Annotated in this window: 6 protein-coding genes; 1 reads left to right on the top strand and 5 read right to left on the bottom strand. The window is 40.2% G+C overall.

What is annotated here, in order from left to right; genetic code table 11:
• Positions 1-21: 21 nt before the first annotated feature.
• The 5 genes from cmr3 to IT6_RS02660 form a co-directional block, all read right to left on the bottom strand.
• Positions 22-1,290: a type III-B CRISPR module-associated protein Cmr3 gene (gene cmr3, locus IT6_RS02680; protein WP_206827559.1), complete on the bottom strand. Its 1,269-nt coding sequence runs from the start codon at positions 1,288-1,290 to the stop codon at positions 22-24.
• Complete coding sequence (cas10, locus tag IT6_RS02675; protein WP_206827551.1) at positions 1,287-4,271, bottom strand: type III-B CRISPR-associated protein Cas10/Cmr2; 2,985 nt, start codon at positions 4,269-4,271, stop codon at positions 1,287-1,289. The genes cmr3 and cas10 overlap by 4 nt, the downstream gene beginning before the upstream one ends.
• Positions 4,272-4,498: 227 nt before the next feature.
• Positions 4,499-4,822 (bottom strand): hypothetical protein, encoded by a 324-nt coding sequence (locus tag IT6_RS10545; protein WP_315861705.1) that lies wholly within the window; start codon positions 4,820-4,822, stop codon positions 4,499-4,501.
• Between the two features lie 99 nt (positions 4,823-4,921).
• Complete coding sequence (locus IT6_RS02665) at positions 4,922-6,820, bottom strand: TonB-dependent receptor domain-containing protein (RefSeq protein ID WP_206827543.1); 1,899 nt, start codon at positions 6,818-6,820, stop codon at positions 4,922-4,924.
• A gap of 350 nt (positions 6,821-7,170) precedes the next feature.
• On the bottom strand, positions 7,171-7,608 hold the full coding sequence (locus IT6_RS02660; RefSeq protein ID WP_206827535.1) for a hypothetical protein: 438 nt from the start codon (positions 7,606-7,608) through the stop codon (positions 7,171-7,173).
• Between the two features lie 593 nt (positions 7,609-8,201).
• Between IT6_RS02660 and IT6_RS02655 the strand changes: the two genes are divergently transcribed.
• On the top strand, positions 8,202-13,460 hold the full coding sequence (locus tag IT6_RS02655) for a DEAD/DEAH box helicase (RefSeq protein WP_206827533.1): 5,259 nt from the start codon (positions 8,202-8,204) through the stop codon (positions 13,458-13,460).
• Positions 13,461-13,463: the final 3 nt, after the last annotated feature.

Below are 13,463 nucleotides of genomic sequence, written 5' to 3'. Positions count from 1 at the left end.
CTAAGACGTCTATGGACAAGCCTACAATAAGAGTTCAGAATAAGACCAAGTTCCACAAAGACCAAGTCCTAGTCCTTTTTCTCCATAAAAGTCAGAGCGGCATCGAAAATGGAGGGCTTCAGCTAACTTTTTTGTTTCGTTTTCACTTTCTGTTTCAAAGTAAAAGACAGATCCAGCAGGTACAGCAAGAAGCGTAGGTTTAGGTCCACCACCAGATCCTGAAAATATTTCCCAACCATTGATAGCAACAGGCTTGCCAATAAAAGCGGCTACAAGCCGTGCTATAATCTGTTCAGCTGGGTCATTTTCTGGAACATATTTCCAATTAGGATCTATTTTTCGCCTTCTTCGGAACTCTCGACGACTCTCTTTCTCGACTAGCCGAAGGCAAACATTCCATTGAGCGGTGCTGTTCGCATTAATCCAGCCAGGCAAAAAGCCTTGGCGAAAAATAGCGGGAGTAAGAAGTACCCATTTAAGCCTTGTTGATTGGATATGATCCTTGTTAGAAAAATCTAATTGTTTAGAAGCTTTCTTTACTTTGCAAAACCTGTTTTCTCCTCCAACTGTTATCGTAAGTTGATCCAGGTTCTCAGGAGTAAGGCTTTGTTCAGTTGTATTCTGTTTTTTATGATCCGGAGGGCTGTTAGTTAAAACACGCAAGGCGAAATCTTCTCTTAGTCGCAAATGTTCTGCTGCAAAAAATTGACTTTCTACTACAGTTTGACTTTCAGGGTCAATAGCTATTCCAATTCTATATTCTGAGTCCCAAAAAACTTTTTCCACATCATAGATAAAACTTTCTTCCTTAAGATATCTTTCGAAAAGAGAAGAAGGAATCCATCTTGGTGCTTCCTTCTTTGTAGGTGGAGTAGACGAAACAACGGGGTAGCATATAGGAGAAGGAAGATTAGATTTATAAGTATTATTTGAAATTTTTAATGGGCGGCAGGACTTAAGAGTTTTCAGATCAGAATCCAAAGAAAGATCCAATGGTCTTGGAAAATAGACTTCTTCATTTCTAAGATCTACAGGAAAGGGGCCTTTGATATTAAGCCAATTAAATGCATCGGTTCCTATTTCTCCCATTACTTTTCCTTTTCGCTGACAGCCATTTTTGGGCTCAGATGGTAATTCTCCGGCAAAAGAAAGGAGAGCTGTTCTTAATGCACCGTGTATTGTACAAGGAAGTGGCCAGTTTGCACCATGCCCAAAACTACTACCAGCAGCCAGGGGTCGACTATCTCGGAAAAATAGTGTATCAAAAGGAATAAGGTCTAATGTTATCATCCTGTCTCTCCTTTTTCTTTGAAGAAAGCAAAAGTCAAAAAAGGACCAAGAAAATCTAATAGTTTTTTGGATTGGGCCAGGTATTCTTTGCCAATTTGTTCAAATTTTTCTTTTTCTTCTTCTATCGAATTGTCGTTTTTAGTATCGAAATGTTGAGAAAGAGCAAAAGTGAAGTCTTTTTCTATGATTGGCTTAAGCTCATCGAAGTTTTCTTTTACAATGGAATCATGAGCTTTATGGGATATATAAGGTAGTGTGAGTTCTGCAAGCCTATAAGGAAACCTGCTTGAGATTTTATTTTCATTATAAAAAGTCTTTAGTTTTTCAATAATTTCTATGGGATAGCACTTTGTATTGGTTTGATTAGAAGACCATTTTGAACCCCATTGAAGAATTTCTCCTGAACGTTTAAAAAGGTTAACTACGAAGGAAGCTTTTCCGTAGTCAGCTGATTTTGCTTTTTTTTCTGCTTCTCTAGCACTATTGACTAGATTTTGTAGTGGACTATGAATATGTCCAATAGCAATGCCTGCTGAGATGTCTGCTTTATCGCCCATAAGAAGGAGATGATATCCTCTAGGGATACTTTTTATTAACCCATAGCTTTTCCATCCTTCCCATTCTCCATTTAATCCAACAAAACCTTGTTGTTGATCTTCTAGTACTCCAGGAAAATATTGCGGCATGTTTAGATCAAAATCTGGATCAGTTCGAGAAATCTTTTCAGCTCTAAAAGCCATTCTTAAGACATATGCGCATATTAAAGCTTTTTCTGCAGGAAGCATGGCTAGAACGTCGTCACCACCTGAATAAATTAACTGTCCATTAAAATGCTTAACGATTGGAGCAGCTAAAAAAATTGAAAAGTTGGCTAATGCTTGGCTCAGTTCAAGGTGGAAACTAGGGAATAGTGGGCGTCTAATTTTAAGAATATCTTCAGTAAAATAGAGTTTTATGCTTTTAGCTAGAGATTCTCCTATTTCAGGGGTTTTTTGTCCGCTAAGCCATTCTCCCATCGAATCCCCATCCATTGCTAAAATAGCAATATAGGTATTGGGTTTTGATATTTTTTCACCTTTTTGTAATTTTTTTAAGCATGTTAATGCATTTTCTAAGTTTGAGAATTTAGTTGTTTCATTTTTATCTTTTTTTATTTGTTGAATTTCAGTTTGAAAATAAAGAGAAGGAAAAGAAGAGAAAACGCCTTCTTTTTCTAAGTCAGTTTTTATATCCTTTTTAGACAAATTGAGCTCTTTATTTTCAATTGCTTTTTCTATAGCTACTGTGAAATCTTTATGTGTCGTATTATTTTTTAACTCATTTGTTTTTTCTTTTAGCCAGTCGAGTGCAGCTATATCTGGAACAGAATCAAAGACTTGGGGAAAAAGTTTGTGGACATTGATTAAATAGGCTTTGTCCCAGATCCTTTTTATGAGATTAAGAGCCCCTAGATGCTCGTTTTCTTTGAAAAGGTAAGGTAGTTTGTTTTTTAAAATTTTTTGCCATTTTTCCCCACCTATAGATTCTTCTTTGCCCGAATATGTATCCTTTGGAACTCCTTTCTTAAGTTGAAATTCAGAAGGTGATCCTAGGAAAGAAAAATCTCTTGTGTTTCTCCTAGCAGCATGAAGATAATCGGTTATTGCATAATAGGCTGACCAACAGAAACCACTATTTTCAATGATTGGAAGACCTTGAGAATCATAGACAATTTCATTTCCAATATGTCTAAAGTTACGTGGATCTAGTTCCTCTCTAGGTCTCGTTCTTGCATAATCATATAATTTTCTAAGGTTGTCTGCGGGAGAAGTTTCTTGATCAACAGATCGTTGCAAAGGTAGCTTGCTAAACAAATCAATTGATTTTACTATATCCTTTTCCCAGGGATATACTAACCATGAAACCTGAATAAAAGAACTAATTTGTTCTTCCCATCTTTTTTGAATGTTTTCATTCCATTCCATTCCAATCTCATCCTTAAGATATGATTTACAGCTATCGGCAATCCTTCTTAACTCTTCTTTGAGAGCATTTTCAGCAGCATTAGCTATCTCGAATGCTTTGGGGGATGGAATAAGGGCAAGAAAGCGGTTAGGAAAGTTTGGGGTTAAGATTGCTTGGGGAGAAATAGAGCTAAATTCCTCGTCCCACAAAGTTTTGTTATCAGGAGTCTTAACTTTTTCATATAGTTCTTCTTTGTGTAAAAAATCAAATAAAGGTTGATTAAAAAGAGCAGGATAGATGATAGCATCTGGCCCTATTCTATCCGTTACAGCTTTTATTGCATGAGCGATTAGCCAGGAAAGAAGATAGCTTCCACTCCAAAGATCTTTTGTTTTTCTTGCTTGAGCAATGAATTCCTGGACGGGTCCGATTTGAAAAAGAAGAAAGGCGGGATCAAAAGATTTTATGGAGTAACCTTCAACTTCAACGCATCCTTGAAGAGCACTTGTAATGGCACAATGAGTCCAAATAGAATGATCTGGGATGCGAGTGTCCGCAGGCAAAAAGACAAGCCTAGGATCTTTTTCTGATACGAATTTTTTCCATAATCGCCAATGCAAAAAGAAATTAGCCCAATCTTTTCCATTTCTTTCAAACCCATCGAATGTTTTGTCTTCAATAGCTTCAAGGTTGTAATAGGTCAGATAGGTCGGCTGAAGTTGCTTAACGAAATTTTCAGCTTCGGAACTATTAATGGGTTCAGAAAACTGCAATTTTCCTCCCCCAAGGGTATGATGATAAGGAGAATCATGAGTACTTGTAAATTCTGCATGAACTATAAAAGGCTTAGGAAATATGAGTCTATCAGCAGCAGCGGCGATATGATCACAAACATGATAATTGAATTTAAGATCTAATTCATTAAAACCAGCGTCAATAATACATCTTTCTGCAATTTCTCTATGTTCCCCGACATTAAAGGGTTTACAGGGTGGGTCATGTAAAAAAGCAAGCAGTTTTTGTTGCCAGAAGTTCATAGGGAAATAATAGAAGCTTGGTTTATCTTTTTATAGAAAAATCATGTCCACTGATGTCTCAATTAGAAAAAAAATATGCTTGAATAAATGCTTGTAGTCTTTTTTAGAAAAAAAAGCAATAACTATTTTAACAAACCATTAAAAGATTAGGGATTCAACAAGTAAACTAAAATGAACTATATTAGATGAATGAATAGGATTTTTTAGAACAGGGAGTAGTTACAAAGCTAAAAGTTCCATGAAATCCCCCCATAGATAGCCCATCCATCCCCTGGCCAGAAATAGGTTTGTTTAGAAAGAGGAATTTTTCCTCCATTTGAAGCGTCGAAAACATCGCTGACCATGGCCACATAATGTTCATTGGTGAGGTTTCTTCCGTCAAGGTAAATGGATAAATGCTTTTTAGGATTTTGATAACCGATCCGAAAACCGAGTAAAGCTGTTCCTGGGGCGAATGTGGTATTAAGTAAATCTACGGGATAAGTAGACCAAGCCATGACGTTTGGACCTATATAAAACCCTGAAGGATGTTGGTAGAGAAGTTGAGCCATGTAAGAATATTCTGGAACGCCAAAGAGTTGATTGCCTCGAAACGTGATTTCATGATGGGTAAGGGGGGAAAAATAATTACCATTAAAATAAAATCGATATCAATCGAATATTTGATATAACATTATTTGATCTTGATTTTGGAGTTCCCCTTGGCTGACCATTAACCCCTTGGCTAGTAAGGTATTTAGGCTTACTTCAATTCCACGATTCGTTGTTGGGGGAGCATTGATAGTATAAATAAGAGTGTTGAGTGGAGGGTTTAAAGAAACTTCGAGCAGCTCATTGGTTACCCAAGATTGGAAAAAAGCAACACTCCAATTTAATCTATCCCATTGTCCCCTAGTACCGATTTCAGCGGTGATGGCTGTTTGAGCTAAATTGGGATAGAGTGCAAGATTTGCTGGTAAGGCGGTTGGGGAAATAGCTGTTTCATAAAGGGAAGGGGGCTCATAGCTACGGGCAACACTGGTGTAGATCTGGTTATTGGCATCGAGTTGATATAAAAGTCCTAATTTAGGGTTAAACTGGCTAAAGGTAAGGGTTGTATCGACACTTCGATGGATGAGATCCTTATAGGCTTCATTGGTTAATCGATCATAAATAGCTTGTAGGGCTAGATTAATTGAAAATCTATCTGTAATCCAAAATTGATCATAAGCATATATAGGAATATTGACAACGGTCATGTTGTAAGTAGCCATCGGTATTCCTTGAATAGTCCCAAGGAGCCTATTCCAATTTTCTTGATAAAACTCACCCATTGGCATGACTCCAGCTACAAGCATATTCCGGTGGCCATAAAGATCAGCCGTTCGGACATAGTTAAGGGGCAAAGAAAAGAAATTATTAGAACTTTGGAAAAAAAGCCCATAAAAGGTTATTTGATGCAGATTTGTCCAAGAAATTCCCATGTTAATGGATTGGGTTTGGTCAATAGCATAGGTTGCTTTATCAGCGACGTGAGTAGTATCCCAAAATTGCCGGTAATCTCCCTCCACGTAAGCGGGATTAGCGGTTGTTGGATTCGTTAAAACTTCTTCAAGGGCAAGGGGACCGGGGACTTGCCATTGTTGATTGGAATAAGTAAAATAGATCCTATTTTCAATATTGGGGGAGATCTTATAACCGACATTCGTATTAAGCCAAGCATTGTTAAAACTGTTGTGGAAGCGGTATCCTTCTGCAGAAGCATCAGATAATACGGCGAAATAATCAGTTTTTGATTCGACTCCTGCTGCTTCAATAGAACCTTGAAGCCAGCCGAAACTTCCAGCAGTAAAGTATGCAGAATAAGCCGGAGCAGTATAACCAGTATAGGTTACAAAATTAACAGCTCCAAATAGTGTTGCAAACCCATAATTATAAGCTTCAGCCCCACGGTATATCATCGAATACTGGTAGGCTAAAGGGTCGAATTCCCCTTGGTTGAAAAGTACCCCATCGGGTGGGTTTAAGGGCATACCATCTTGTAAAAACCATATACCACGTTCAGTCCCTGCACCCGTCGAAAGTCCAGATCCTCGAATGGAAATTCTAAAAGCATTAGGACCTGTAAATCCTGGCTGAGTCCAGATACCTGGTTGAAACAAAAACAGATCCTGTAGAGTGGCCGCTCTTCCCTGTCGAACCCTTTTTGCTTCGATTAGATTAGAACTAGCGGGAAGCTCTTCGAGTATCTTCTTCATCTGTTGTGCTGAAGGTACAGTTAAGGAAGGTTCAGATTCGGTCACTACTACTTCTGGCATAACAACTCCAGAATTATCAGCTTTAATATAGGGTCTTGTTGGTTTTGTATTCTGTACGGTTTGATTTTGTTGAGATGGAGATTGTTCTGATGTAATAGTCGTTTGATTCTGAGCGAGGAGAGCCTTGGGATTAGTAACTTCTTTTCTATCTTCAGATTGCTGACACATTAAATATTCAGTATATAATCCATAATAGATTACAATAAATATTGCTACAGAGTTCCTTTTAAGAAGATAACTCAAGGAATACATACTGCATAGAATCTATTAATCTGATATACATGCAAGGAGAAATAATAATACTAGGTAATATTTAACATAACGACATTATGACGACAAGATTGAGTAATATTATATTTAGATGAAAGAAAAGAATTATCGATTATAAGTGATTATGAAATAAAAAAGGAAATTATGTATATAATATTTACACAATTTCAAAAAGAGGTCAGGTCATAATATATGTTATGTAAATAGGCAAAAGACAGCTTTGTTCTTTATGCTTCAGGTGTAATACCTTTTGATGTTAATTTTTGCCAAAGAGGCTCTAAAGTTCTTTCTCCTTTCCATTCCCATTTAGAAAGTGAAATTCTCCAAAATTTTCATCCGCATCTTTCAAGTAATCGTTGTCTAGAAATATCATCTTGAATTTGTTTTGGTTCTTCATGATGTGGTCCATCACATTCCATGGCAAGACGATTGTTATTGCCTTTGATGACGATATCGATGCGATAATTTGCTGAAGATAAAGCCTTGTATTGAAGTTCAATAGCATATCCTTTTTTATGTATCAAGGTAGCGATCTCTTTTTCAAATTTGCTTTCGCATTTGTCAAAATCAGGAGCATCTATTTGATTTGGTTTATAATTTAAGAAATGATCTAATAGTTTTTTACGCATACAGTCTGGGTGTAGTTCTTTTGGACCGATTGAATAAAGAAGCCACATTTGAGCTTTAGCCCTACTTGCTGCGACATTAAATCTTTGTTTATAAATATATTTGGTAAGTGCTTCTACTTGTTGGTTGGGGGCGGCAACCATAGAGAGAAAAATTACATCTTTTTCATCGCCCTGTAAGCATTTCCACAGATAAGTTTCCGTTTAACTATTTCTTTTTCTCAAATTTCTTTGGATAGAAACTTATAAATCAATTGATGTTGGTATCTGTTTTGGTGACTTATAAGCCACATTGTCTTTTTTTATTACGTTGATTAAGATAACATTCATGTAGAATAATGGATGTGTTATCTCATCCTAATAGAGTTTAGTGAATCAAAAGAATTACAGTAATCTGAAAAAAGTAAAAAATCCTTGACTAGATAAGAAAAGATATTGTGATATGCCTCTCTGCATATTATTGTAAAAAGAATGGATTCTGTTAATCTTTTGAGTGTTTTTAACTGTCTTGCTGAGACATGGAAACCAATATCCGCATCAACCCTCACGAATTGGCATTGTGCGCAAGCCAATTGTAACCGTAAATATACGCTGCACTGGTTCTTATTATACTTTTACCATTGGCGGGAATTTTTTTCTGGCTTGAGAATTACGGCAAAGGTCATGTATCTACGTGTTTTTCTACCTGCCATTCTATCACCTAACCGATATTGACCAGATCAAGATCAAAGAAAGTTATGAACGTATTTGAATTCCGCAATAAATTGATTGAGGATTATGAACGTTTTTCGCGTAGTTTTACTAAAATCCTTGCTGAAGACATCAAAGAGGAGGTTGATAAAGCTTATCGAAATGGTCGATTTTGGCCATCTCCTCTGATCCAGATCAACCCTAATTTCGTTTCAGGTGGCAAGATCGACAATCTAATCCAAGAAGGTATCCTTGATCCTGAATGTGCCAAGATCTTCCGAATAAAATCTGCGGACAATCCTGTTGGTGAGCCAATTATACTGCACAAGCACCAGCACGATGCAATTGAGGCAGCTCGACGAGGGGAAAGCTATATTCTGACCACTGGAACGGGCTCAGGCAAGTCACTTGGTTACCTAATACCGATTGTAGATGACATATTGCGGCGCAAGCGTGCGGACGGGGAATGTAAGGGGATTTCTGCAATTGTAGTCTACCCAATGAATGCTCTGTGTAACAGCCAGTTTGAGGAACTTGAGAAGTTCCTCAAATATGGCTATAAAAAAGGTGAATCTCCTGTCACTTTCGCCCGTTATACTGGTCAGGAAAAAGATGATGAGCGGGAGAAGATTGCGAAAGATCCACCGGATATCCTCCTCACCAACTATGTCATGCTCGAGCTGATTATGACTCGTTTCCTCCCTGTCGATATTTCTATCCGTTCCCTTGCCATTGGACTGCGGTTCCTAGTGCTTGACGAACTGCATACTTATCGCGGTAGGCAGGGCGCTGACGTTGCCATGCTTGTACGCCGTGTTCGTGAACGCTTCAACGACAAGCTTCTCTGTATTGGTACTTCTGCAACCATGGCATCAGAGGGGGATGCAACAACGCGTGCTTGCGCTGTCGCTGAGGTTGCTACACGACTTTTCGGTACGAAAGTCAAAGCGGAAAATATCATTACTGAGACAATCGAACGGGTAACTTTAAAAGAAGTACCAATTGATCGTAGCGCACTTGCTAAAGCCATAATGGCTGGCATTCCTCCAGCACCAAGTTGGAATGATCTTGCTATGCACCCAGTTGCAGCTTGGATTGAACAAAGACTAGGCCTTGAAATGCAAGGAGATAAATATGTTCGCATTTCACATCCTCTGACTATTGACGAAGCTGCAAGTAAGCTTTCAAAGGAAAGCGGGCTTCTCCAAGACAAATGCCATTCATTTTTAGCGGATTTTCTGCTCAAAGCGTATGAAACTCGCGATGACAAGGGACGTCCATTTTTTGCCTTTCGTCTCCATCAGTTTATCAGTGGTGCTTGGAATGTCTATTCGACGCTGGAAGAAAAAGGAAAACGATTTATCACGGTCGATGGTCAACAGTTTAAACCAGGCGATCGTCAACGCAGTCTATTTAATCTTTGTTTTTGCCGCGAATGCGGGCAAGAGTACTTCCCAGTCTGGGCGACCATGGTCAACAAGCAACCACAATCGTTCAGCCCTCGAGATTTTACTGAGCAATCGAGCAAAAATGAAGAACTTCAATCTGGATATCTCATGCCTGATTACGAAGGCATCTTCGATCCAAACAATTTCGAAAAGCACTATCCTGAAGATTGGCTTGACTTCACTACAAATCCAGGTCGGCTGAAAGCCAATTATCGTCAATATCAACCGATTTTGATTCAACTCGGTCTGAACGGACAGGTTGTTAGCGATGGTCTTCGTGCTTGGTTCATATCAAGTCCTTTCCGGTTCTGCCTACGCTGTGGCGTATCCTATGATGGAAACGTACGCAGTGATCTTACCAAACTTTCTGGATTGTCGAGCGAGGGGCGCAGTTCTGCGACTACCATCCTCACAATCTCTGCGCTTAAGTATTTGATCAAGACCAATCTCAACGATCAGGCCAAAAAGATTTTGGCTTTTACAGATAATCGTCAGGATGCATCCCTTCAAGCAGGTCATTTCAACGATTTCGTGCAGATCCTCTTGCTGCGTGGTGCGCTGCTTGCTGCAATTCGTAGTCATCCTGATCATCGAATCACAAACGATATGCTTACCCAGAAGGTTATTGAGCATCTGCATCTCGAACCCGACGACTATGCAGCAAATCCGGAAGCTAAAGGGATTAAGGCACAGAATACGATAAAGACGTTGCGCGACGTGTTGGGGTATCGGCTATATTTTGATCTTCGATCTGGTTGGCGGATTACCAATCCTAACCTCGAACAGCTCAAGTTGCTATCCATTGAATATCAGGGGATAAAGGATTGTTGCTCAGATGAAGCGGAATGGAGGAAAGCACATTTATTGCTTGCATCAGCAAAACCTGAACAAAGGTACAAGGTTGTTAAAGAATTGCTAGACAGAATGAGAAAAACTCTCTGTATCAAGACGATATATCTTGATCCCAGTTTCCAGGAACAGATTCGCAATCGTAGTTTCAACGAACTTAAAGAGCCTTGGGGTCTATCCGAAGGCGAACAACTTATTTCCAATCGCTATATGGTCCCACGTGTCAAGACGAGTACTGCCCGTCAGGAAATCATCTTCATTTCTTGGCGTTCCTCTTTTGGACGATTCCTGAGGTCTCCATCTACCTGGAATGATAATCCGCATTTTCCTCCGAAATTCGATGAGGATATATACAACGCCATAGTCGACGATATTCTACGTATCCTTAAGATTCATGGTTATGTGGAACCGACCGAGCTTGGCCGGGAACTTATCGGCTATCGGATTGACAGTTCGGCTTTCGAATGGCGGCGTCCTGAGATTCAAGAGGTAGAAGAAGCCGGAAAGCTGAACACTTTCTACCGAGCACTTTATGAGAATATCTCGAAGCTCCTGGAAAAATCTGATCGCTTTTTACACCAGTTAGAAGCGCGTGAGCATACTGCGCAAGTTGAGCCTGAAATCCGGATAGAAAGAGAGGAGCGATTTCGCAGGGGGCTTTCACAGAAGAAGATCGTTAATGGAAAACTCGAGCCCGATGGGTTGCCCGTATTGTTTTGTTCTCCAACCATGGAGCTAGGCATTGATATCTCGACTCTGAACATTGTATATATGAGAAATGTACCGCCAACTCCTGCAAATTATGCCCAGCGCAGCGGCCGTGCTGGACGGAGCGGACAACCAGCACTGGTGATCACATATTGTGCCGCAAAATCACCTCATGATCAGTACTTCTTTTCCGATCCAGCGCGTATGGTCGCTGGCGCAGTCAACCCTCCAACAATTGATCTAGCTAATGAAGATCTAGTAAAGAGTCATCTTCATGCGGTCTGGCTTGCTGAGACTGGAAAGAAACTCGGCGATTCAGTGCGCGATGTCCTTGACTTAGATGATACGGATAAACTTCCTCTGCGCGAAGACATTGCAATAGAAATCAACAAGCCGACTGTGGTTGCCCAGTCAATTTATCGTTGTAACCGCATTCTTGCCATGCTCAGGGATGATCTCGATGTCGCACGGGCCCCATGGAATACCCCGAGTTGGCTTGAAAATGTGATTAAAGGAGCTCCTCACCAGTTCAATAATGCGTTTCAACGTTGGCGTTCACTGTATCGGGCAACGAAAAAACAAATGGAGCTTGCTCAAGATATCCTTAGTAATGCTGCAGCCACTGAACAAGAAAGGCGTGAGGCTAAGACTCGCCATGACGAAGCCTTTATGCAGAATTCCCTGCTCCTTGACGCGAAAGCAACGATGAATTCCGATTTTTATACTTATCGCTATCTCGCCTCTGAAGGGTTCTTGCCTGGATATAATTTCCCTCGTTTACCATTGCTTGCATTCATTCCAGGGAGAAAGGGAAAAGTTGCCCGAGAAACTTTTCTGAGTCGGCCTCGCTTTATCGGATTAAGTGAATTCGGACCTAGATCGATAATCTATCATGAAGGCAGCACTTATAGAGTCAAACGCGCGATTTTAACAATTAGTGACGAAAGCAGCGTTACGACTTCTTCATGGCTTACGCTAAAAACCGCCCGATTATGCCCTAACTGCGGATACGGACACTTCGGAGAGCAAAGCCGTTTCGAGTGTTGCGTCAATTGCGGTTATAAACTCGATGGTGGACGCCTTATCTATAACCTTTATCGAATAGAACAGGTTTCAACCCGCCGTGCGATGCGGATTACTTCGGATGATGAAGAACGACAACGTCAGGGTTACGAGATGATCACTACTCTACATTTCGCCATGACTAATGGGAAACCTCGTGTTCAGTCATCAGTTTTTATCGAGGGGGGCAAAAAGATACTCGAACTCCACTATGGTCCTGCGGCTACAATCTGGAGGGTCAATCTCGGTTGGCGACGCCGCAAAGACAAGTCGATTTACGGTTTTGCCATTGACGTTAAAACAGGCGAGTGGTGTAAAGATTCTCAGGCGCCAACGGATGATGAGGATGATTCCGTGAGGGAAGGGAAAAAGATTGAACGTATTACACCTTTTGTCGAAGACACGCGTAATGCACTCATCTTAATTCCAAAAGGAACATTTCCAAAAGAGGTTATGACTACGCTTCAATACGCCTTCAAGCGAGGAATTGAACAGGAATTCCAGCTGGAAGAAGCTGAGCTTGCTGCTGAACCTTTGCCTGATATGGAAAATAGACGAAGCATACTATTCTACGAGGCGGCCGAAGGTGGTGCAGGCGTGTTGACTCGAATCGCTAGCGATGCCAAAGCCATACAACGCATTGCTCGAAAAGCACTGGAAATTTGTCACTTTAGTTCAATTTCGGGTCAATGGATCGACTATAAAGACCTTAAAAACGAATATTATACTTGCGAGGCTGGTTGTTACCGTTGTCTTCTTAGTTATCGGAACCAACTCGAACATAAAGATATTGATAGAAAGAACGAGATGATGCTCGATTTCCTTTGCCGTCTTACGAGGGTAACTCGAAGCACGAGTGGGAGTTCCTATAATTCAAGCGAGAGCTTTGAGCAGATGATTAATGCTTCGGTATCCACGCTTGAAAAGGAATGGCTTAGATTTTTAAAAGATGGTGGATTTCACCTTCCAGATAAAGCGCAACCTTATCTCGAATCTTTTAAGACCAGGCCTGATTTTGCTTACGAGAGCAAACAGACTCTTATATACATCGACGGTCCTCATCACGCGGGCAATACTCAAAAGACATTAGATCAAACGATAACTGCAAGACTTGAGGATGCGGGGTATACCGTTATACGATTTCCTGCCGACCAAAAATCCTGGCCCGAAATTCTCTCTAGGTATAGATGGCTTTTCGGTTCCACAGATACCTCTGCATCTGTTGAGTCTTTTGGTTAGTGA

The organism is Methylacidiphilum caldifontis (assembly GCF_017310505.1).
Lineage (GTDB): Bacteria > Verrucomicrobiota > Verrucomicrobiia > Methylacidiphilales > Methylacidiphilaceae > Methylacidiphilum > Methylacidiphilum caldifontis.
The sequence above is the reverse complement of the archived record's forward strand: the minus strand, read 5'-3'. Positions and strand labels throughout refer to the sequence as shown.

Coding starts and splice junctions, on each gene's coding strand:
- cmr3 (WP_206827559.1), bottom strand. CDS start 1,290: ATGATAACATTAGACCTTATTCCTTTTGATACACTATTTTTCCGAGAT.
- cas10 (WP_206827551.1), bottom strand. CDS start 4,271: ATGAACTTCTGGCAACAAAAACTGCTTGCTTTTTTACATGACCCACCC.
- IT6_RS10545 (WP_315861705.1), bottom strand. CDS start 4,822: ATGGCTCAACTTCTCTACCAACATCCTTCAGGGTTTTATATAGGTCCA.
- IT6_RS02665 (WP_206827543.1), bottom strand. CDS start 6,820: ATGTATTCCTTGAGTTATCTTCTTAAAAGGAACTCTGTAGCAATATTT.
- IT6_RS02660 (WP_206827535.1), bottom strand. CDS start 7,608: ATGGTTGCCGCCCCCAACCAACAAGTAGAAGCACTTACCAAATATATT.
- IT6_RS02655 (WP_206827533.1), top strand. CDS start 8,202: ATGAACGTATTTGAATTCCGCAATAAATTGATTGAGGATTATGAACGT.